The organism is Finegoldia sp. P3-F-LR (genome assembly GCF_052932165.1).
Genome location: NZ_JBRFJE010000007.1, coordinates 57782 through 81178, shown reverse-complemented (window position 1 = coordinate 81178; position 23397 = coordinate 57782). Strand labels below are relative to the sequence as shown.

18 protein-coding genes, 1 tRNA gene, 1 pseudogene and 1 riboswitch are annotated in these 23397 nt (G+C 32.4%); of the genes and pseudogenes, 16 read left to right on the top strand and 4 right to left on the bottom strand.

All coding sequences use genetic code 11. The annotated features are described in order from the left end of the window. The first annotated feature begins 2 nt into the window (after positions 1-2). From ACU68U_RS04265 to metK, 7 genes are all read left to right on the top strand, one after another. Positions 3-92 (top strand): hypothetical protein, encoded by a 90-nt coding sequence (locus ACU68U_RS04265; RefSeq protein ID WP_420896855.1) that lies wholly within the window; start codon positions 3-5, stop codon positions 90-92. A gap of 103 nt (positions 93-195) precedes the next feature. After that, positions 196-549, top strand: coding sequence for a hypothetical protein (locus ACU68U_RS04260; RefSeq protein ID WP_446762814.1), 354 nt, complete (start codon positions 196-198; stop codon positions 547-549). Between the two features lie 81 nt (positions 550-630). Then, on the top strand, positions 631-2367 hold the full coding sequence (gene pepF, locus ACU68U_RS04255) for an oligoendopeptidase F (protein WP_094207407.1): 1737 nt from the start codon (positions 631-633) through the stop codon (positions 2365-2367). Between the two features lie 10 nt (positions 2368-2377). Further along, on the top strand, positions 2378-2749 hold the full coding sequence (locus ACU68U_RS04250) for a VOC family protein (RefSeq protein ID WP_094207406.1): 372 nt from the start codon (positions 2378-2380) through the stop codon (positions 2747-2749). A gap of 1 nt (position 2750) precedes the next feature. Continuing rightward, the gene (locus ACU68U_RS04245) at positions 2751-3665 is read left to right on the top strand and encodes an ABC transporter ATP-binding protein (protein ID WP_102163657.1); all 915 of its coding nucleotides are present in this window, start codon (positions 2751-2753) and stop codon (positions 3663-3665) included. Continuing rightward, positions 3665-4873: an ABC transporter permease gene (locus ACU68U_RS04240; RefSeq protein ID WP_446762813.1), complete on the top strand. Its 1209-nt coding sequence runs from the start codon at positions 3665-3667 to the stop codon at positions 4871-4873. Before ACU68U_RS04245 ends, ACU68U_RS04240 begins: the two co-directional genes overlap by 1 nt. Positions 4874-4930: 57 nt before the next feature. Beyond that, a riboswitch (SAM riboswitch) is annotated at positions 4931-5026 on the top strand. 46 nt (positions 5027-5072) lie between these two features. After that, positions 5073-6251 carry a methionine adenosyltransferase gene (metK, locus tag ACU68U_RS04235; protein WP_446762812.1) on the top strand — a complete coding sequence of 393 codons (1179 nt, stop codon included), beginning with the start codon at positions 5073-5075 and terminating at the stop codon, positions 6249-6251. Positions 6252-6359: 108 nt separating this feature from the next. Here the strand turns inward: metK and ACU68U_RS04230 are convergent. Both ACU68U_RS04230 and selB read right to left on the bottom strand, forming a co-directional pair. Then, positions 6360-6456: transfer RNA gene (locus ACU68U_RS04230), tRNA-Sec, on the bottom strand. Between the two features lie 119 nt (positions 6457-6575). Next, the gene (gene selB / locus ACU68U_RS04225; RefSeq protein WP_316445590.1) at positions 6576-8453 is read right to left on the bottom strand and encodes a selenocysteine-specific translation elongation factor; all 1878 of its coding nucleotides are present in this window, start codon (positions 8451-8453) and stop codon (positions 6576-6578) included. Positions 8454-8821: 368 nt separating this feature from the next. Between selB and ACU68U_RS04220 the strand changes: the two genes are divergently transcribed. From ACU68U_RS04220 to fdhF, 5 genes and pseudogenes are all read left to right on the top strand, one after another. Further along, positions 8822-9307, top strand: a complete 486-nt coding sequence (locus tag ACU68U_RS04220; RefSeq protein WP_446762811.1) for an NADH-quinone oxidoreductase subunit NuoE family protein — start codon at positions 8822-8824, stop codon at positions 9305-9307. A gap of 17 nt (positions 9308-9324) precedes the next feature. Beyond that, a complete protein-coding gene (locus tag ACU68U_RS04215; protein ID WP_446762810.1) occupies positions 9325-11205 on the top strand; it encodes an NADH-ubiquinone oxidoreductase-F iron-sulfur binding region domain-containing protein in 1881 nt (626 codons plus the stop codon). A gap of 5 nt (positions 11206-11210) precedes the next feature. Continuing rightward, a complete protein-coding gene (locus ACU68U_RS04210) occupies positions 11211-12134 on the top strand; it encodes a 2Fe-2S iron-sulfur cluster-binding protein (protein ID WP_094207399.1) in 924 nt (307 codons plus the stop codon). Positions 12135-12166: 32 nt separating this feature from the next. Continuing rightward, on the top strand, positions 12167-12622 hold the full coding sequence (locus ACU68U_RS04205) for a ferritin-like domain-containing protein (protein ID WP_094203933.1): 456 nt from the start codon (positions 12167-12169) through the stop codon (positions 12620-12622). A 7-nt stretch (positions 12623-12629) separates the two neighbouring features. After that, positions 12630-15320, top strand: a pseudogene (gene fdhF, locus ACU68U_RS04200) (formate dehydrogenase subunit alpha); the annotation flags it as partial. 149 nt (positions 15321-15469) lie between these two features. On the opposite strand, the gene ACU68U_RS04195 reads toward fdhF, so the two are convergent. Beyond that, positions 15470-16546 carry a pyridoxal phosphate-dependent aminotransferase gene (locus ACU68U_RS04195; protein WP_446762809.1) on the bottom strand — a complete coding sequence of 359 codons (1077 nt, stop codon included), beginning with the start codon at positions 16544-16546 and terminating at the stop codon, positions 15470-15472. A 9-nt stretch (positions 16547-16555) separates the two neighbouring features. After that, the gene (locus ACU68U_RS04190) at positions 16556-17662 is read right to left on the bottom strand and encodes a ribose-phosphate pyrophosphokinase (RefSeq protein ID WP_094207395.1); all 1107 of its coding nucleotides are present in this window, start codon (positions 17660-17662) and stop codon (positions 16556-16558) included. Positions 17663-17775: 113 nt separating this feature from the next. Between ACU68U_RS04190 and tadA the strand changes: the two genes are divergently transcribed. The 4 genes from tadA to ACU68U_RS04170 all read left to right on the top strand — a co-directional run bounded on the left by tadA (position 17776) and on the right by ACU68U_RS04170 (position 23386). Beyond that, positions 17776-18249, top strand: a complete 474-nt coding sequence (gene tadA / locus ACU68U_RS04185) for a tRNA adenosine(34) deaminase TadA (RefSeq protein ID WP_274983529.1) — start codon at positions 17776-17778, stop codon at positions 18247-18249. Beyond that, the gene (locus tag ACU68U_RS04180; protein ID WP_446762808.1) at positions 18227-18703 is read left to right on the top strand and encodes a radical SAM protein; all 477 of its coding nucleotides are present in this window, start codon (positions 18227-18229) and stop codon (positions 18701-18703) included. Before tadA ends, ACU68U_RS04180 begins: the two co-directional genes overlap by 23 nt. 21 nt (positions 18704-18724) lie before the next feature. After that, positions 18725-19108 (top strand): hypothetical protein, encoded by a 384-nt coding sequence (locus ACU68U_RS04175; protein ID WP_446762807.1) that lies wholly within the window; start codon positions 18725-18727, stop codon positions 19106-19108. A 72-nt stretch (positions 19109-19180) separates the two neighbouring features. Further along, the gene (locus ACU68U_RS04170) at positions 19181-23386 is read left to right on the top strand and encodes an acyl-CoA dehydratase activase-related protein (RefSeq protein ID WP_154272235.1); all 4206 of its coding nucleotides are present in this window, start codon (positions 19181-19183) and stop codon (positions 23384-23386) included. Positions 23387-23397: the final 11 nt, after the last annotated feature.

Here is a 23397-nt window from a genome sequence, read left to right as displayed (position 1 = left end):
ACATCTATTATTACAATAACGAAAGAATTCAGAAGAAAACAAAATGGATGCCACCTACAAAGTATAGGTTAGCATCCACTACAACTAATTAATTAAATATTGTGTCCAGTTTTATGGGTACACATCATGATTTGCCTGACCGATTTTTTGTTATAGTATAGATATAACAAATCAATTTAAAGGAGAGATGAGAACTTGATAAAATTTTTAGCACAATGTATTTGGTGGCAAGATATTAGAAAACCAAAGAAAATTTCTGAAAATATTTTAAGAATATTGTATATTGCATTAGAATTATTTATCAGCTGGTTGTTGATAATATATTTGACAAATTTCAGCTTGAATAAAGTTGTTTATGTGATTTTGTCTGTTTATGTAGTGTTATCTTTGTTGACATTCGGGGCTATTAAATCGTATGAGTTGGAAATATCTGAAGACAAACCTCTTTTATCTTGGGGATTGTGGATTTTGGGTTGGCCACTATCTTTAGTCGGGTTATTCTTTTTAGCTTTTAATAAAGAAAATATTTTGAAAAAAACTGAAAAATAATTTTAAGGAATTCTAAAACGAATTCCTTTTTTGTTTGTGATTGATGTGTGTTTGGGGTATTATATAAAGAGAGGTGATTTTATGTGTAATTGGGATTTGTCCAAGATGTATAAGGACAAGAACGCAATCGAAAAAGATATTAAATTAGTTAACGAAAATATTAATAAAATTGATGAATTGAAGAAAAATGAAAAGGATAATTTCGTAGAAATATTGGATTTATTTTTCGAAACTGATAGAGTTATGGATAATTTGTACACTTACGCTTCAATGAAAAAGGATGAAAACAGCAAGGTTTCTGAAAGTGTAAAATTGGAATTGGAATTATCATCATTGTACAACAAGCTACAATCAAGATTTTCTTTTGTTGAACCATTTGTTTTATCATTAAAAGAAGATGAACAAGACAAACTTATCAGAGAAAATCCAAGTTATGAAATATTCTTCAAAAAGATTTTGAGATTTAAGGAACACACTTTATCTGCAGAAGAAGAAAACATTATTTCTCTTATGAGTGAAGCTATGTCAAGCCCACACAATGATTTCTACAGTTTGCAAAACACAGATATGGAATTTCCTTATGTAGAATCAATCGATGAAAAGCTTACAAATGCTAATTTTGTTCCACTATTATCTAAGCTTCCACGTGAACAAAGAAAAGAAGTTTTTGAAAAATATTACGATGAATTAGCGAAGTACAACAATACATTTGGATCCACTTTGTATGCAAATATCAAAAATTTGGTTATACTATCTAAAATCAAAAAATACGACAGTGCAAGACAAATGGAATTATTCAACGACGATGTTGAAGAAGTTGTGTACGATAATTTAATCGACATTGTGCACGAATACTTGCCATACATGTATAAATACTACAAGGCAAGAACAAAATTGTTAGGATTAGATGAACACCACATGTACGATGTTTATGTTCCATCTACAAAAGGTTTTGACCGTGAAATCCCATTTGAAGAAGCTAAGAAAATGGTGATTGAAGCTGTAAAACCAATGGGAGAAGAATATCAATCTATCATGAAGAAAGCTTTTGAAGAAAATTGGATTGATGTATATCCAAAAGATGGCAAGAAGCCAGGCGCTTACAGTTGGGGATCATACGATTCTTATCCATACATTTTATTAAACTACACAAATGATGTGGATTCTGTGTTCACTTTGATTCACGAATTGGGTCATTCGATTCATTCATATTATTCAAGGGCTAACAATGAGTTCAAATATGCAGGTTATACTATATTTGTTGCAGAAGTTGCAAGTACTTGTAACGAAATGTTGTTGTTGGATTATATGATTAAAAATGCTAAAAATGATGATGAAAAATTATACTTGTTAGATCATCACATCAATTCATTCAAATCAACAATTTTCAGACAAACTATGTTTGCAGAATTTGAAAGAGAAACTCACAAATTAGTTGAAGAAGAAAAGGCATTAACTGGAGAAGATTTCAACGAAATTTACCTTAACTTAAACAAAAAATACTTCGGAGATAGTGTTGTATCAGATGATTTGATTAAGTACGAATGGTCAAGAATACCTCATTTCTACACTAATTTCTATGTGTACAAATACGCTACAGGTCTTAGCTCCTCATCCATCTTGTCACAAAAGATTTTATCTGGAAATGAACAAGATTTGGAAAACTACAAGAATTTCTTGAAAGATGGTAACAAAAATTATCCTCTAGTACAACTTAAAAACGCTGGTGCAAACATCAAAGATAAGGAAGTTTTGAGAACTGCTTTTGAAGTTTTTAAAGAAAAAGTATTAGAATTTGAAAAGATTGTCAATAAATAGGGAGAAATTCATGAAATATAAATCATTACACACATGTATCAGAGTAACTAATTTGCAAAAATCAATCGAGTTTTATGAAAAAGCATTGGGAATGGAAGTTACAAGCAAGAAAGATTTCCCTGAAGATGAGTTCACACTTGTGTATATGACAAGCGATCACAACTACGAAATAGAATTGACTTATAACTACGGGAAGACAGATTATACTCATGGAGATTTCTACGGTCACATGGCTTTTGAAGTTGAAGATTTGAAAAAATCACACGAATATCACAAATCTTTAGGTTATGAAGTTGATGAATTAGGTGGACTTGAAGGTGTTGCAACATTTTATTTCATGAAGGATCCAGATGGATTTAACATCGAAATAATTGGTAAATAGTATGAATCTTGAGTTAAAACATGTGAATAAATCTTTTGGAGATAACAAAGTTTTAACCGATATTTCATTTAAAGTTGAAAGCGGACGTGCTTTTGGGTTTTTGGGTAGAAATGGAGCCGGAAAAACTACAACTATGAGAATCATTACGGATGTTTTGAGTGCTGATAGTGGACAAGTTTTGATTAACGGCTCTCCCATTAATTATAATGAAGTTAATATCGGATATCTTCCAGAAGAAAGAGGGTTGTATTCCAACGAAAAAGTGTTTACACAATTGTATTATTTTGCCAGACTCAAAGGTACAGATAGAAGAAGTGCTCTTCAAAATGTAAGATATTGGCTTGACAGATTTGACCTTGCAAAATACAAGAACAGAAAATTGTCCACTTTATCAAAAGGTTTAAGGCAAAAAGTTCAAATCATTTCTGCTCTTTTAAATGATCCAGATATTTTGGTTCTTGATGAGCCGTTTTCTGGACTTGATCCAATCAATGCCCACGAACTAAAATTGGCTGTTGGAGAATTTATACAGAATCAAAAAATAGTTATATTCTCCAGCCATTTGATGAGTTATGTAGAAGAATTTTGCAGAGATATATGCGTTATTGAAGAAGGTAGAATTATTTTGAATGGGGATTTGAATGAAATCAAAACTTCTATGGCTGAGAAGAAGATGCTACTTAATGCAAACAACATGGGAATTTGGGAATTAAAAGAACTGTTAGAAGCAGAAAATTTGATTTATCCAGATGCAGTTGTCAGAGAGTTCAAACTTTTGGTTAGACTTACTGAAAATGTAACAAAAGAAGATATATTGGAATTTATGATGCTCAATCAGATTGACATCAATTGTTTCAGCCAATATGAACCAAGTCTTCAAGATGTGTTCGTGTCAAAGGTTGGTGTTACAGAATAATGAAAAAATTTAGTAGAGTATTTAATTTTGAATTTAACTCCATAATCAGACACAATTCTTACTTGATTGCGACATTGGTAATTACGGTATTGGTATTTGCTTTGTCTTTTTTGCCAAGATTTATGCCATCTATTTTTAATAACGCCAATGCAGGGGCAAACAAAAACGCAACCGTTGATATTAATGCACTCACTTTTAAAAACACATGCATTTATTCATCTAATAAGAATATTGATGTTGAATATTTGAAGACTATAATGGGATTGGATAGCAAAGATGTGCTTACATCTGAGGCTGATGTAAAAAAAGCTGTAGAAAATGGTGAATACAATATAGGATTTGTAGTAGAAACTCCAACAAAGTTCAATTCTTATATCAAAAACAAAGAATTTATGGACGATCATTCCGAAAGGTTTACAAGGACTTTGGAAAAGTATAATTACGACAAAAGTTTAATTAATAATGGAGTTGATCCTGGAATAATTGAAAAAAATTCAAAAGCGGAGATTAATTTTACAGAAAAAGTTTTGAATAAAGACAGGTCGCATTCATTTGTGTTTTCCATTGTTTTTGTTATTCTTTTCGATTTAATGATACTGTTCTACGGTAGTGTCATGAGTAACAATATTTCTAGAGAAAAGAAGGACAAGACAATTGAAGTGCTCTTATCATCTGCAAAACCAAGTGTGTTTGTGTTTGGCAAACTATTAAGTTCAGCAGTTTTGGGAATAATCCAATACTTTATATTTATTATTGCGGGAATAGTCGGAATATTTGTCAATAAAAACTATTATCCAGAAGGCATATGGACGTTTTTCACAAATACTTTGAGTCTAAAATTCTTGTTGACTATACTTTTGTTTGTAGTGTTTGGATTTGTTGTGTATTTGATTTTGTTCCAAATTCTTGGGCTTGCAGTCAAAAGAGCGGAAGAAGTTAATTTCCTAATAGTTCCAATATTTTTGGTACTCGTTGGATTATTCTTTGTAATAATCAATTCGTTAGGAAAAGACAGCGATATATTGATTAAAATATTATCATTTGTGCCTTTTTCATCTGCAACCTTGATGCCAGTTAGATTTTTATTGAATGATGTGAAGTTATTGGAAATAGGAATATCATTTGGATTGATGCTTGTAGTGATAGTTTTGTTGTTAATGAAAGTAATAAAAATGTATCGCAAAAGCGCAATGGAAAATATCGATTAAAACACTTGACAGAATATGCAAATAGTGTTAGTGTTATATTGTAACAATTATATAATTATCTTATTAAGAGCAGTGGAGGGAATGGGCCCTATGAAACTCAGCAACCTATTAAATTAGGTGCTAAATCCCACAGGAAATCCTGAAAGATAAGTTTACACATCCTTACCTTTTCAGGTGAGGATTTTTTTATGGAGGTATTATGAAAAACATATTTTTAACATCTGAATCAGTAACAGAAGGTCACCCAGACAAAGTTTGTGACCAAATTTCAGATGCAATATTAGATGCAATTATTAAAGAAGACAAAGATGCAAGGGTTGCTTGTGAAACTTGTTCAACAACAGGACTTGTTATGGTAATGGGAGAAATCACTACAACAAGTTACGTGGACATCAGATCAATAGTTAGAAAAACTTTGCAAGAAATCGGCTATGATAATGCAGATTATGGTATTGATGCAAGAACTTGCGCAATCATCACTTCATTGGAAGAACAATCTATAGATATCGCACAAGGCGTTGATGAATCTGAAGAATACAAGGGCAACAAATCAGACGAATACGATAGATATGGTGCAGGAGACCAAGGAATGGTATTCGGATATGCAACTAATGAAACAGAATCAGGATTGCCATTGCCATTGGAATTATCACACAAATTAGCTAGAAGACTTGCTACTGTAAGAAAAGAAAAAATCTTGAATTATTTGAGACCAGATGGCAAAACACAAGTAACTGTTGAATACGAAAACGACGCTCCAAAAAGAATTGAAGCTATCGTAGTTTCAACACAACACGATCCAGATGTTGATTACGAACAATTAAAAGAAGACATCAAAAGAGAAGTTATCTTGAAAATCGTAGATGAATCTTTGATTGATGAAAACACAAAATTCTTCATCAACCCAACAGGAAAATTCGTAATTGGTGGACCAATGGGAGATGCCGGACTTACAGGAAGAAAAATAATAGTAGATACTTACGGTGGATTCTGTAATCATGGTGGTGGAGCATTCAGTGGAAAGGACCCTACGAAAACAGATAGATCAGCAGCATATTTTGCAAGATATATCGCAAAAAATGTTGTAGCAGCTGGACTTTGCGACAAATGTGAAGTAGGTTTCTCTTATGCAATCGGAGTTGCAAAACCAATCAGTATGTTCATCAACACATTTGGAACGAATAAAATCGAAGAAGAAAAAATTATTGAAGCAATAAATGAAAACTTTGATGCAAGACCAAAAGCAATAATCGACAAATTGGATTTACAAAGACCTATTTACAGAGATGTTGCAAGCTATGGACATTTCGGACGTAATGATTTGGATTTATCATGGGAAAAATGTGACAAAGCTGAAGCTTTGAAGAAATATCTATAAAATAAAAATCAGTGAATGTTAAAATATTTCAACATTCACTGATTTTTTTAGTACTTTTTTAGTGCTCCAAAAAAATAGATAGCTAAAATTAGCTATCTAGAGTATGTTTGGCGGGAATTGGTAGGAATCGAACCTACCCGGGCAGCTCCTAACTACCTGAGACGGTTTTGAAGACCGCAGGGCACACCAGCACCCATCAATTCCCAAATACCTTAATATTATACCAAAAACAAAGTTAATTTACAAATTATTTTACAATTAATTCACAAAAATGTAATAAATACATAATAGATTAGGGCAATGCACAAGCAAAGCCCAGTTCTATTATTTAAAATCTTTTACTTTAACCCTGTCATTTTCAATTCTTTTAGTGTAGCCTTTAATGTCCAATGTTTCTAAAAGAGTGATTGCACTCTTTCTTGACATATTAAGCATATCTTTGAGTTCTTTTACATTCAAAGTTTTGTTGTTATTGAAATGATTATCGACAGTTTTGATGAATTTGTCGTAACATTTTTTAGAAATCAAAAAGTTATCTCTCAAAATTACGACGTCCTTTTGCAATAAAATTCCCAAAATAGTCTTGTCCTTTTGGTTGTGAACAACATTGTCTATCTTCAATAATTTGTCGAATTGGTTTTGACAAATATCTTGAAGCATTTTCTTTCTGATTTTTTCATCTTCATCACTTAACTGAACTTTGTGAGATTTAGAAGATATTATACCACTTTCTTCCATCAAAACCTCTTGATCGTTTAAGTCTTTAAGCATGTAATTGAAGAATGGTCTATCGTCATCAAGTTGTAATTTTTTAAGAAGTTCTTCCTTGTTAATACCAGGTAATAAAGGATTTGTCTTGTGGAATGATATCACAAACATTTTTAATTTACCTAATAATTTTAAGTAAGCTTCTTTTTCTAATACTTTATCATTTCTAATTACAACTTTATCTTCTTGTTTTAGTTCGTCTAATTCTTTTAAAACTTTGTCTTTTGATTCCGAAGAATAGAATACCAAGTCATCAATTTTAGTAGGAAAAATCTCGTCTCGCAGATAATTTAAGATGATGTCTTTGATTTTACCTTCTTCTTTGATCTTTAGATTTTCAATGATTTCTTCATCGAATAATTTATGTTTTCTAACAGAACCATCTATTATAATTCCGCCACCAATTGTAACTTGTGGTGAAAATTGTCTCAAAATAAATGGGTCAGATGTTTTTGCATAAATTTTTTCTTCAAGTCTTATTTGAACCAGTGCTTGAGTTCCTGGTTGGATTACTTGCTTATCAAGAGGAACAACTCTTCCGAAAATTTCTTTTGTTCCGTGGAATAGTCTGACTCTGTCCCAGTGGTTAAGTGGAGAGGCACTTTCAAGTAGCGTAAGTCTAACATCTATCATATTGAAAGCTTTCAATGAGTTTTTCTTAGCTATTACGTAACCTCTGTCTATTTCATCCAAATTAAGATTTATATTCAAAGCAACCCTCTGTGATGGGTGAGCGACGTTTACATTTTTATTGTGAACTTGAATATTTTTAATGTTGATATCTTTTTCTATTGGATAAATAAAAGATTCTCCCTTATGAATGTCTCCGTCTAATAAAGTTCCTGTAACAACTGTTCCAATTCCTTTTACGTTGAACTTTCTGTCGATATTCATTCTGTAATCTCTTTCTGCATGTTTTTGCTTTAAATTCTTGGATTCAGAATCTATCATTTGAATCAAATTATCTATTCCTCTTTTCGAAATAGAATCTACTTCGCAAATAGGACAATTTTCAAGGAAAGTTCCTTTTACTAATTCTTTAACTTGTTCGATTGTTTTTTCAGTTTCTTCATCAGTTGCCAAGTCTCTTTTGGTTAAAACGACGATGCCTTCGGTTTTATTTAAAAATCTAAGTATATCCAAATGTTCAACAGTTTGTGGCATAACGCCTTCTTTACTGTCAATACATAAAAGGATCATATCCATTCCAAAAGTACCGGTCATCATATTTTTTACGAATTTTTCGTGACCTGGTACGTCAATTATTCCAGCTCGTTGACCACTTGGAAGATCAAAATAGCTAAAACCTAAATCGATAGAAATTCCTCTCTTTTTTTCTTCCGGTAGTCTATCAGTGCTATTTCCGGTTAAAGCTTTTATTAATGTAGTTTTTCCATGATCAATATGGCCTGATGTACCTATAATAAAATCCATATAACCTCCAATTAATTTACTAATTCATATTATATCATATTTTTCTATTTTGTATAAAACATAAGGAAATTATTTTCATAAATTTTTGTACAAACATATTAATTTAATTAAATGAAGTAATAACAATTCAAACTTATCAATTACTTTATCAATATAACAAAGTTGATTATCCGAATAATGCATTACAAAGAATACTTATGCAATAAAAGTACGGGAATATGATAATATTTAAAATGATAATGAATATTAATGTGATTTTCAAATATAATACTAATTTACTTTAGGCAATATAAGTGGTATAATTTAAAATATAAAAGAAAAAATAATTTTAATAACGGAAGGAAAACAATTTTTTTAGGAGGATTTTAATGAGTTTTACATTTGACTTAAAAGAACATGCTTCTCAAGTCGAAGAATTTCGAGAATTTGTAAAAAGCAAAAAGGATATTAAAGGTCCTTTGATGCCCGTTTTACAACGTGCACAAGATGAATTTGGTTATTTGCCTAAGGAAATTATTACAATGATTTCTAAAATATTAGACATTCCTTTGTCAGAAATTTACGGTGTTATAACTTTTTATGCACAATTTTCTTTGATTCCAAAAGGAAAATACGATATTCAAGTTTGCGAAGGAACTGCTTGTTATGTAAAAGGAGCTCAAAGAGTTTCTGAAAAACTACAAGAGATTTTGAAGATTCCAGCAGGTAGCACTACTGAAGATCAAAAATTTTCCATCACACCATGTAGATGTGTTGGTTTGTGCGCATTAGCTCCAGTTATTGTTATTAACGGCGATGTGTACGGTAAGGTAGCTGTTAATGAATTAGAATCAATTATTAGTAAATATAATTAGTTATTAGGGGATTTGTTATGAATATTGAAAAACTTAATGAGATAAGAGACGAGTATGCAAAAAATATTAAAATGCGTGAACTCGTAAAGGATAAAATTTATGTTGAACATACTAATCCAAAAGAAAAACAAATAGTTGTGTGTGGTGGAGCTGGTTGTGAAGCTACAGGCGCTAAATCTTTGATTGATGAGTTTAACAAATATATAGAAGAAGAAAAAATTGAAAACGTAGTGGTTGTTCCAGTAGGATGTATTGGACTTTGCGAAACTGGTCCTAATGTTGTTGTATATCCTGAAGGAATTTTCTACACAAGAGTTAAATTATCAGATGTTAAGAGCATTGTCGATAAATCTATTATAAATGACGAAGTTGATGAAGACGTAGTTTACGAAAATGCAAAACAAGACGATAAGATTTTGAAATACAATTCAGTTGATTTCTACGATAAACAATTTAAGATAGCTTTAAGAAATGTAGAAAAAATTCAATTAGAATCTTTGAACGAATATATTGGTGCAGATGGTTATCAAGCTTTACATAAAGCCATTTTTGATTTAGACCAAAAAGAAATAATTGAAGAAATGAAGAAATCCGGATTGAGAGGTCGTGGAGGAGCAGGTTTCCCTACAGGTAGAAAATGGGAATCAGCTTATAAAGTAGAGAATAATCAAAAATATGTTATCTGCAACGCGGACGAAGGAGATCCTGGTGCTTTTATGGACAGAGCAATCCTTGAAGGAGACCCTCATTCAGTATTAGAAGGTATGGCTATTTGTGGTAGAGCTATAGGTGCTAATCAAGGTTTTATCTATGTCAGAGCAGAATATCCAATTGCAGTTAAAAGATTGAGAATTGCAATTCAACAAGCAAAAGAAATGAATCTTTTAGGAAACAATATTTTTGGATCTGATTTCTCATTCGATATCGAATTGAGATTGGGTTCTGGAGCTTTCGTTTGTGGTGAAGGTACTGCATTGATGGAATCTATCGAAGGTAGACGTGGAATGCCTCGTACTAAAATATTCAGAACTGCTGAAAGAGGATTGTGGGATAAGCCAACTATTATAAACAACGTTGAAACATTTGCTAACGTTCCAGCAATCATGTACAAAGGTGCAGATTGGTTTACAAGTTATGGTACAGAAGGTTCTCCAGGAACTAAAGTATTCGCTTTAGGTGGTAAAGTTGTAAACACTGGTTTGGTAGAAGTTCCAATGGGATCTACTTTGAGAGAAATAATATTTGATATCGGCGGCGGAATTAAAGATGGAAAGAAGTTCAAAGCTGTTCAAACAGGTGGACCATCTGGTGGATGTATTCCAGAAGAATTCCTGGATACCCCAGTTGATTTTGAATCGTTAGCAAAAATCGGTTCAATCATGGGATCAGGTGGAATGATTGTTATGGATGAAGACGACTGTATGGTAGATATTGCTAGATTCTTCCTTGAATTTACTGTAGATGAATCTTGCGGTAAGTGTGTTCCATGTCGTGAAGGTACTAAGAGAATGCTTGAAATTCTAGAAAAAATCACTTCCGGAAAAGGTGAAGATGGAGATATCGAAGCCTTAGAAGAATTGTGTGATACTATCACATCTGCTTCACTTTGTGGTCTTGGACAAACGGCTCCAAATCCAGTTATCTCAACATTAAAATACTTCAGAAATGAATATGAAGCTCACATTTACGATAAGAAATGTCCTGCTCATGCATGTAAGGCACTTTTATCATATGAAATTACAGACAAATGTATAGGTTGCACTAAATGTGCTAAAAATTGCCCTGTAAGTTGTATAGAAGGAGAAGTTAAGAAACAACACGTTATCGACAAATCTCAATGTATAAAATGTGGTAATTGCGAAACTGTATGTCCTGTTCACGCAGTAGTTAGGAGATAGATAGTATGATTACTGTAACTATTGATGGAAAAGTAATTCAAACTGATAAGCCTAAATTCATTATCGATTTAGCAAGAGAAAATGGAATAGATATTCCAAATTTATGTTACGATAAAAATTTGGCTGTAGTGAGCGCTTGTAGACTTTGTTTAGTTGAAGTTGAAGGAAGCAAAAAATTAATGACTGCTTGTTCTACTTTGGCAAAAGACAACATGGTTGTTCATACTAAAACTGATAGATTAATAAAACACAGACAAAGAATTCTTCAAATGTTGTTGGATTCTCATCCAAATGATTGCTTGACTTGTCAAAAATCCGGTGAATGTCAATTACAAAAATATTCTTATGAATATGGAGTAAAATTCAGAGAACATGACGGAGCAAGAAGAGAAAAATTAGTAGATGATTCTTCTCCATACATCATTAGAGATGATAGCAAGTGTATACTTTGTGGAAAGTGCGTAAGAACTTGTAATGTCATGGACGATAGAAAAATTCTTAATTTCTCAAATAGAGGATACGAAACAAGAATTAACTTAGATATTAACGATACATTTGAATCTTCTTATTGTATATCTTGCAATAGATGCGTAGTAGCTTGTCCAGTAGGTGCATTGATGGATAAGAGAGCTATGAATTTAGGAAGAAAATGGGAGTTAGAAACTAAGAAAGTTCAATGCAAAGTTTGCGAATACGGTTGTGAATTTGAAGTCTTGAGAAAAAATGGAAAGAATCTTGCATTAAGAGCATTAAGTCCAGAAAATGGCAGACCACTTTGCTTAAAGGGGAGATTGACTACAGAATTATTGAATGTGGACAACCCAAAACAACCTTACAAAAAGATAGGTGGAGAATTTGTCGAAGCTAGCTGGAATAATGTATTAGGTTTGGATAAGATTCTAGACAAAATCGAAAAAATAGATAATTAATGTATAAATAAATAGAATGAATAGGTGAAATAATGAATAGAGAACAATTAATATCAATTATTGATGATGCTGTAAATAGAGAAGATGATTCATATACATTTTACAAAGATGCAGCTGAAAAAGCCGAAGATCCACAAACTAAAAGTCTTTTTGAAAGGCTTAGTAAGGAAGAATTGAAACACAAAGATTACTTACAAAAATTTTTAGAAACTAAAGCTGAAACTATCAAAATTGATGATAGTGAAGATTATAATTTATCACAAGACATTGATAGACCAAGAATGACTACAGAAATGGACTTCAGAGATGCTATCAAATTAGCTATCAAAAGAGAAGAAGAAGCTATGCAATTGTACGCTGATATTGCAAATTCTTGCTTAGATAAAGCTGAACAAGATATTTTTGCTGGATTATCAAAAATGGAAAAATTGCATAAAACTGAACTAGAAGAAATATTTTTGAATGTAGGATTTAACGAAGTTTGGTAGGTGTAATATGTTAAATATAAATATTGATGGTATTGATGTTCAAGTTGAAGAGAATACCACTGTATTAGAAGCGGCGCATAAAATAGGGATTGATATTCCGACATTGTGCCACGATAAATACCTGAGCGAATTTGGTGGTTGTAGAATGTGCCTAGTTGAAATAGAAGGATCCAGAAAACTTCAAACGTCATGTTCTACAATGGTCAAAGACGGAATGGTTGTTAAGACAGAAACTGATCGTTTAGTAAAAACTAGACAAAATATACTTAAACTTTTGATGATGAATCACCCTAAAGATTGCCTAACTTGTTCAAAAGTTGGTAGTTGTAGATTACAAGACTTGTGCTACAGATATGGTGTTAAAAATCCAGAAGTATTAGGGAAATACGGTAATTATGACATAGAAGTTCAAAATCACGAAGTTGATGACACAAATCCATTGATTTTTAGGGACCAAAACAAATGTATTTTGTGTGGAAAATGCGTCAGAGTTTGTGAAGAAGTTCAATGTACACATACAGTAGATTTTAAAAATAGAGGATTTGATTCTTATATTTCTACAGCTTTTGATCTTCCTTTATCCAAGGAAAACTGTCGTATGTGTGGACAATGCATAAGCGTGTGTCCAACAGGTGCATTAATCAATAAACAATTAAAAGATACAAGACCTTGGGAAGTTGAAAAAGTTAAGACAACTTGTCCATTCTGTGGAACAGGATGTCAATTCAATTTAATTGTAAAAAATGGAAAAGTTCAAGGTGTTGAACCCTGTGATGGTTATGTAAACCAAAACGCACTTTGTATCAAAGGTCGTTTCCATACAGATATGATTCACTCGGACGAAAGATTGACTACTCCATTGATTAGAAAAAATGGAGAACTGGTTGAATGTAGTTGGGATGAAGCTATAGGTTATGTTGGAAATAAACTAAGAGATATCAAGATGGAATTTGGCCCAGATTCTATTGCTGGTTTAAGTTCTGCTAGATGTACAAACGAAGATAACTTTGTATTCCAAAAAATGATGAGAGCAGCGATTGGAACAAACAACGTCGATCACTGCGCCAGAACCTGACACGCTCCAACAGTTGCAGGTCTTGCAGCTACATTAGGAAGTGGAGCTATGACAAACTCTATAGAAGAAATTCTGGGTGCAGAATTATTGTTTGTTATAGGTTCTAATGCTACTGAAGCGCATCCTATTATTGGTAATAAGATGAAACAAGCAGTTAAAAAAGGAACTAAACTTATAGTTGTAGATCCAAGAAAAACTGGCTTGGCGGAAGAAGCGGATATTTGGTTAAGATTAAATCCAGGTACGGATGTATTCTTATTAAATGCTATGATGAAAGTTATCATAGAAGAAGGATTAGAAGCCAAAGATTATATTGAATCACGTGTTGAAAACTTTGAAGGCTTGAAGAAAACAGTAATGAAATACGATTTGGATGAAGCTGAAAAAGTTACAGGTGTGGACAAAGAATTAATCAGACAAGCAGCTTTGTTGTACGCAAAGACTGAAAAAGCTGGTATATTTTACACGCTTGGTATCACAGAACACACTCATGGAACAGAAAATGTAATGAGCTTGGCAAATCTAGGAATGCTAACTGGACACGTTGGAATTGAATCTGGAGGAATCAATCCTATCAGAGGTCAAAACAACGTACAAGGAGCATGTGATTTAGGAGCATTACCTAACACTTATCCTGCTTATGCAAAAGTTACTGATCCAAAAGCTCGTGAATTTTTCGAAAGCGTATGGAAGACTCCATTGAGTCCAAATCTTGGATACCAAATCCCTGAAATGTTTAATCAAGCAGTGAAGGGAAATGTTAAAGCAATGTATATAATGGGAGAAGATCCTGTTTTATCAGATCCAGATGCAAATCACGTTAAGAGAGCTTTGAACAATTTAGATTTGTTAGTAGTTCAAGATATATTTATGTCTGACACAGCAAAGCTTGCAGATGTTGTATTCCCTGCAACTTGCTACGCAGAAAAAGATGGAACTTTTACAAATACTGAAAGAAGAGTTCAAAGAGTTAGAAAAGCTGTTGCTCCTCCGGGACAAGCTAGAAATGACTGGTCAATTTTATGCGATGTAAGTAAAATCATCAATCCAAATGTATTCTTTGATTATGAAACGAGTGAAGATGTATTTGAAGAAATGAGAGTAACTATGCCAAGTTACAGAGGTATGACTTACGAAAGAATCGACAATGTTGGATTACAATGGCCATGTCCTACAACATCTCACCCTGGTACAAAATACTTGCACAAAGGAATATTTGCAAGAGGTCAAGGTCAAATGATGGAAATAGAATACAGACCATCAGAAGAATTGCCAGATGAAGATTATCCAATGATTTTAAGTACAGGAAGAATGTTGTATCATTACAATATAACTACGAGATACTCAAAAGATTTGGATGGAGTAAGTCCTTACGAACTTGCAGAAATCAATCCAGTGGATGCAGAAAGATTGGGAGTAAAAGATTTGGATACTATTAGAGTTACATCCAGAAGAGGAAGTATCGTAACTCGTGTTGTAGTAACTGACAGAGTGTTACCTAATATGATATTCATGACATTCCACTACAGAGAATCTCCAGTAAACGAAGTGACATCAAATCACTACGATCCAATTACAGGAACTGGTGAGTATAAAGTGTGTGCAATTCATGTTGAAAAAGTTGATTTGCATCCAGATCATGAGGATACAATTCAAAGATTTGTTAATATGGCAACTTTATTATCAGACGAACACAAAAAAGATAAAAAAGTAATTTAAACAAACAAAAAAAGATCTCAGATTTTTAAAATCTGGGATCTTTTAAATTGCGATTATTTTAAAATATCTTCAATCAATTTTAGAAATTTGTCGTTTGATTGCTCATCCAAAATACAAAATCTAAAAAAGTATTCACTCAAATTATTAAATGATGCACAGTCTCTTATGATAAGAGCATGAGGAATTAATTTTTCTCTTAATTCATGTGCAGTTAATTTTTTGTCCAATATTTCGCATAGTACGAAATTAGATTTTGAAGGATAAACTTTCAAGCAATCTATTTTTTCTAAAGTAGATATCATTTTTTCTTTTTCACTATTAATAAATTCGAACACGTTTTTGTGGTAATAAGTATCCGTGAACATCTCGCCACCAAGAATGTCGGCAAAGATATTTATGTTCCACAAATTGGTGTGTTTATTTATTTCATCGTAAAGTTTTTTATTTCCAGTTATTCCGTAACCCAATCTTATTCCTGCAGCTGCGAAAAACTTCGATGTAGAACGTATAACAAGTAGATTATCACATTTTTCAGTTAAATTTACTGCTGAATATTTGTCTACATCTGAAAACTCAACATAAGTTTCATCTATCATAAAATAGCAATTGCTTGATTTGATGAGTTCTTCAAGCTTTCTGTTTTCAATAGCGTATCCTGTTGGATTGTTAGGATTGGTTAATATTACAAGACTTACGTCATTTTCTTTTATCATTCTCGATAATTTCTCACAATCTATCGCAAAATCATTTGATTTATCCAAATCGTAAGAAATTATATTGGAGTTGATTTTGTTGAGTTCTCTTTCGTACTCAGAATAACTAGGGTTGAATATTATTGCGTTTTTTGGATTGATTAGAGATATAAATGATGAAATCAAATTAGTGCTACCAGATGTAAGCAAGATTTTGTCTCGTGATACGTTGGTGTATTTTTCAATAGATGATAATAATTGATCGTAATTTGGGTCAGGATATACTCCGACTTTATTAAGATTTTTTTCGAGCTTAGTCATGGCTTTAGGACTTGGCCCCAAAGGATTGACGTTTGAACTGAAATCCTTGATTTCATCTATATTAAATCCGTATTCTTTTTGAATTTCAAAAAGATTTGCTCCATGAGATGATTTCATTTTTTCTCCTTATAAAATATTAATACCTCTGGTTTTATCTAATAAAATTGAGATAGATTCTTCTCTGTTGATGTGGTGAATAAATTCGCTCATCAATTCGCTCATATCTACAGCGTGGAACCATTCTTTGTTTTTGATTGACTCTGGTACGTATGTTAAGTTTGTAGAATAAACTCCGTCGATGTAGCCTTCTTTATTCATTTGATCGAATTTGTCAGGACCTTCAGTAAATAGTGCGAAACTTACTGCGCAGAATATTCTGTTTGCTTTTTGTTTTTTCAATTGTTTTGCAATATCAATAACAGATCCACCTGAGGCAATCATATCGTCTACGATTAATATGTCTTTGCCTTCTACTTCACGTCCGATGTATTTGTGTTCAATAATAGGGTTCTTGCCATCGACTACTTTAGTGTAATCACGTCTTTTGTAGAATAATCCTATGTCTTGTTTTAAAATATTAGAATAATAAATTGCTCTATCCATTGCACCGGTATCCGGTGAAATAATAATCATATTTTTCTTGTCTAATTCATCAGTAGTAATATTTTCTTTTTCTAAGAAGTGAGTAACTATTTCTGCTGTAGGATAGATATTTTCAAATGTCATCAATGGGATTGCGTTTTGTACGTTTGGATCGTGTACATCAAATGTGTAAATTCCATCTACTCCCATGTCTTCTAATTCTTGAAGTGCCATTGCACAATCAAGTGATTCTCTGGATTTACGTCTGTGTTGACGTGATGAATATAAAAGAGGCATCATTACATTGATACGAGAAGCCTTTCCATTAATTGCGGAGATAACTCTTTTGATATCTTGGAAGTGTTCATCTGGACCGATTATAGTTTGTTCGCCAAACATATTGTACTTTAATCCATAATTTCCAACGTCTGAGATGATTAAAATATCACGACCTCTAACTGATTCATCGATTGTAACTTTTCCTTCACCGTTACTAAATCTGGATTCTGTTATCTTTAACAAATAACTTTCTGTTGCACCGTTTTTTTTCATTAAAAGTTCGTCAACTTCTTTTGCCAAACCTTCAATGTTCTTCATTGCTATGATTCCAAGTTCTCCGTATGGAAACTCTTCGAATTTTGATTCTGACATAAGTCCTCCTTAAATACTACATTATATATAAAGAATATCACAAACAATTTCCGTATTCAAATTTAAATAACACAAACTTTTTGATATAATCGGATAGGAAAGGTGTTTTATAAATGATGAATAATGATGATGAAAAATTCATGATGAAAGCTATCGAACAAGCGAAGATTGCATTTGATATGGACGAAGTTCCAGTTGGATGTGTTATTGTAAAAAATGGCGAAATAATTGCTCAAGCTTATAACAGTGTGGAAACAGATAACAATGCGACAATGCATGCAGAATTAAAAGCTATCAATCAAGCAACTAAAGTTATTGGAAATTTTAGGCTTGATGATTGCACAATGTATGTGACATTGGAGCCTTGTGTGATGTGCACAGGAGCCTTGATATATTCGAGGATACCAAAAGTTGTGTTCGGAGCCTTTGATAAAAAAAGAGGAGCTTGTGGGTCTTTACTATCATTAAATGATTACGAAGGACTCAATCATAAAATAGAAGTAAAAAGTAGTATCATGGAAAAAGAGTGCGTAGAATTGTTGCAGAGTTTTTTCAGGGGGATTCGTGAAAAAAATAGAAATAAATAGATTAAGTGATTATTTGAAAAAAACATACGGAACGAAAGTTTACAAATTACCGCTAGATGGTGGATTCAGTTGTCCTAATAGAAAAAATTCTAACGGTTGTATTTTCTGTTCTGAAAGTGGATCTGGTGAATTTACTTTTAATGAATATTCAATCAAGGACCAAGTCGAATTGCAAATTAAAAGATTATCTGAAAAGAAAAAAGCAGACAAATTCATTGCGTATTTTCAATCGTTCACCAATACTTACAAGCCAGTAAATGAACTTAGGGAAATTTACTCAGATGCTATTGATAACGAAAATGTGCTGGTGCTTGATATAGCCACCAGAGGAGACTGCTTAGATGATGAGAAGATAAAACTTTTGAGTGATATAAACAAACAGGTGGATGTGTGGGTTGAAATGGGCCTTCAATCCACTAAAAAGTCTACGATAGAATTAATCAATCGTGCTTAAAGCAATGATATTTATTTTGATATGGCAAAAAAACTTATGGATAATGACATTAAAGTAATCTCGCATGTAATTGCAGGCCTTCCCTATGAAAGTGAGGATGATTTTTTGGAAAGTGTGTATCAAACGCAAATGCATGATATTTGGGGAATCAAAATTCATTCATTATATATACAAACAGATTCAAGGTTGTACGATTATTATCTAAAAAATAAATTTAAAATTTTGACGATGGATGAATACACTGATTGGGTTGTAGATAGTTTCAAAATTTTAAATGAGGATACAGTTGTGCACCGATTGACAGGAGATGCTTACAAGCCAAAACTTTATCTTCCTAAATGGTCTTGTGATAAATTGAAAGTAATTTCTGAGATAAATAGTAAAATTAAAACATACAATACATAAAAAAATTTATTGAAGTTTTTGTGCGTTTGAAATATACTAACTTAGTATAGGAATATGGAGGGAATAACAAAAATGAAAATCCACATGGGATTAGATGTAGGTTCAACTACTGTCAAGCTTGTCATTATAAATGAAAACTACGAAATTTTATTTCAAGAATACACTAGACATCGTTCTGACATAGAAGAAACTACCAAAAATGTTCTTAAACAAGCATACGATTCACATCCAGAGTTCAAAAACAGCGATTGTACAATTATGGTCACTGGAAGTGGCGGAATGTATGTTGAAGATAATTTGAATATCGAATTTATACAAGAAGTTGTGGCTGGAACTACAGCTATTAAAAAATATATCCCTAATGCCGATGTGTGTATTGAGCTTGGGGGAGAAGACAGTAAGATAACTTATCTAAAAGGAAACGTAGAACAAAGAATGAACTCCATCTGCGCAGGTGGAACTGGAGCATTCATAGACCAAATGGCAGCTTTGTTAAAGACAGATGCATCTGGTCTTAACGAATTAGCCAAAGATTACAAGAAAATATTTTCGATTGCAAGTAGATGCGGAGTATATGCAAAAACTGACATTCAAGCTTTGATCAACCAAGGCGCAACAAAAGAAGACATGGCAGTTAGTGTTTTCCAATCTGTTGTCAATCAAACAATATCAAATCTTGCTTGTGGTAGACCTATTGAAGGAAATATCGTATTTTTGGGTGGACCACTTTATTTCTTATCAGAATTAAGAAATAGATTCATCACGACACTAGATGATGGTGTGAACACGTTCTACAGTCCTGAAAATGCTCAAGTATTTGTGGCATTGGGAGCAGCTATTGCATCAATGGATGAAAAAGTTGTGAAGTATGAGGATTTGTTGAACAGATCTTATGACAAAAAACAAGAAATTAGCGATGAGTTAATACTTGAGCCGTTATTTAAAAATGAGAAAGAAAAAGAAGAATTTTACGAAAATCACAAGAAATCAAACGTCAAATTCAAAAATCTTGACGAAGTACAAGGAAACTTGTATTTGGGGATTGATGCAGGTTCAACTACTAGTAAAATTGTAGTAATTGATGAAGATTGCAACATTGTTTACGATTTTTATGCAAATAACCAAGGAAATCCACTTGATTTAGTTAAGGAACAATTATCTGTAATTTATTCTAAACTAAATGATAACCAAAAAATTGCAAGTAGTGGTATAACAGGTTATGGAGAAGATTTTATAAAACAAGCTTTATCGGTCGATTTTGGTGAAGTAGAGACAATAGCGCATTTGACTGCTGCAAGATATTTTGATCCAGATGTTGATTTTGTTTTGGATATTGGCGGTCAAGACATGAAAGCTATGCATGTAAATGATGGAATAATTGATTCTATTCAATTAAATGAAGCGTGTTCTTCTGGTTGCGGATCATTTATTGAAACATTTGCTCATAGTTTGAATTTATCCGTACAAGAATTTCAACAAAAAGCACTTGAATCAGAGAATCCTGTAGATTTAGGTTCAAGATGTACAGTATTTATGAATTCGAAAGTAAAACAAGCGCAAAAAGAAGGCGCTAGTGTCAGTGATATTGCAGCGGGTTTATGTTATTCAGTAATCAAAAATGCAATCCAAAAAGTTATCAAACTTAGAGATCCATCAAAATTAGGTGAACATATCGTAGTTCAAGGTGGTACATTCTACGGGGATGCTATACTAAGAGCTTTCGAAAAAATTACAGGTAAAGTTCCTACAAGACCAAATATTTCTGGACTTATGGGAGCTATGGGAATGGCTTTGATTGCAAAAGAAAAATCAACAGGATATTCTACGATTTTATCTGAGGATGAACTTCAAAAATTTGAATATACTCAAGAACAAGCAGAATGTAAATATTGTTCTAACCATTGCAAATTAACTATCAACAAATTTGCAAATGGCAAAAAGTTTGTTACTGGAAATAGATGTGAAAGAGGAGCTGGAATTAGTCTGGATAAAAAAGACAAGCTTCCAAATATGTACGATTATAAAAACAAGAGATTATTTGGATATAAGAGCATTCCAAAAGATAAAGCAAGAGCAACTGTAGGAATTCCTAGAGTGTTGAATATGTACGAAAATTATCCTTTCTGGCATACATTCTTCACGAATTTAGGATACAGAGTTGTATTGTCTTCTAAATCATCAAGAGAAATTTACGAAAAAGGAATTTCTTCTATTACAAGTGAAACATGTTGCTATCCTGCAAAATTAGTTCACGGTCACATTGAAGATTTGTTAGAAAAAAATGTCGATATGATATTCTATCCTTCGGTATTTTTTGAAAAACAAGAATACGATAAGGCGAATAACCACATTAACTGTCCAGTAGTTACTGGATATCCGGAAGTTATTAAAAATAATGTCGATGGATTGAAAAACACGAAGTATTTCAACCCATTCATATCATTCCAAGATAAAAATAAATTAAAGACAAGACTTATCGACGAATTAAAAGAGCTAGGACTTTCTGATAAGGACATATCAAACAGCGTTGATAGAGCGTGGGATGAACTTGAAAAATACAGAAAAGATGTAAAGGTTGAAGGGAAGAAAGCTTTGTCCAAAATTCGTGAAATGGGCAAAAAAGCAATTGTGTTAGCTGGTAGACCATATCATGTCGATTCAGAAATAAATCATGGAATTCCTGAACTGATTACTTCATTAGGCCTTGGAGTTTTATCAGAAGATTCTATAATTGATTATGATGATGACGTTGATAGCGATTTGAGAGTATTGGATCAATGGGTATATCACTCCAGACTTTACAGAGCAGCAGAAATTGTTGGAAACAGTGAAGATTTGGAAATGGTTCAACTTAATTCATTCGGTTGCGGAATAGACGCTGTAACTACAGATCAAGTTAATGAAATATTGTCTGCTAAAGGAAAAATCTACACTGTATTAAAAATCGACGAAATTAGTAACTTAGGTGCTGTTAAAATCAGAATAAGATCATTGATACAAGCACTTGAAAAGAAAAACTTCGTTCCAAATGTTAAAAAATCATATCACGTTGAAAAAGTCGAATTCACTAAGAAAATGAAAGAAGAATACACGATCCTAGCACCACAAATGGCGCCGGATCACTTTGAAATAATGGAATCTTTATTCAAAGATAATGGCTATAAAGTGGAATTTTTGAAAGATGTTAATTCAAAAGTAATCGACGAGGGATTAAAATATGTAAACAACGACGCTTGTTATCCATCTATAACTGTTGTTGGACAAATGATGGAAGCTATAAATTCTGGTAGATATGACACTGACAAACTAGCTTTGTTAATGAGTCAAACTGGTGGAGCATGCAGAGCAAGTAACTATGTTGGTTTCATAAGAAAAGCATTAAAAGAAGCGGGATATGAAAATATTCCTGTAATTGCTATTTCTTGGCAAAATATCGAAACAAACGAAGGCTTTAACCTTTCTCCATTAGTATTACAAAAAATGATTGTTGCAGTATTATATGGGGACTTGATAATGAGATTATCAAACTTCACAAGAGCCTACGAAAAGGAAAAAGAAACTGATACTTTAAAACAAAAATGGATTGAAGAATGTCAAAAGAGAGTTTTGAAATCAAGTTCAAAACTATTTAGACAAACTGTCGATGAAATTATTGAAGATTTTTCAAAAATAGAATTATTGGATATACAAAAACCAAAAGTTGGTATTGTAGGAGAAATCCTCGTAAAATATCTTCCTCAAGCCAATAATAATTTGCAAGATTTATTGGAAAAAGAAGGCTGTGAAGTAGTAATGCCTGATTTGACAGATTTTGTACTTTATTGCTTGAGAAATGAATATCATAAGGGAAACTTCTTATCCAAATCCAAATTCACAGGATTCATGTGCAATATGGGAGTAAATTTGATTGAACATTACAGAAAATACATCAGAAACCAATTAATAAAATCGAAGTTTACTCATCCGCTTAAGATACAAGAACTTGAAGATTACGCACAAGAAGTTGTATCACTAGGAAATCAATACGGTGAAGGATGGTTGTTGACTGCAGAAATGATAGAATTAATTCATATCAATGCTAACAACATTGTATGTATTCAACCATTTGGTTGTCTTCCAAACCATATCACAGGAAAAGGAGTCATTAAGAGAATTAGACAATTGTATCCACAAGCAAACATAATTCCAATTGACTACGATCCTGGCGCAAGTGAAGTAAACCAAATTAATAGAATTAAACTTATGCTTTCACAAGCAAAGGAGAAAATTAATAATTAAAACTTACAAAA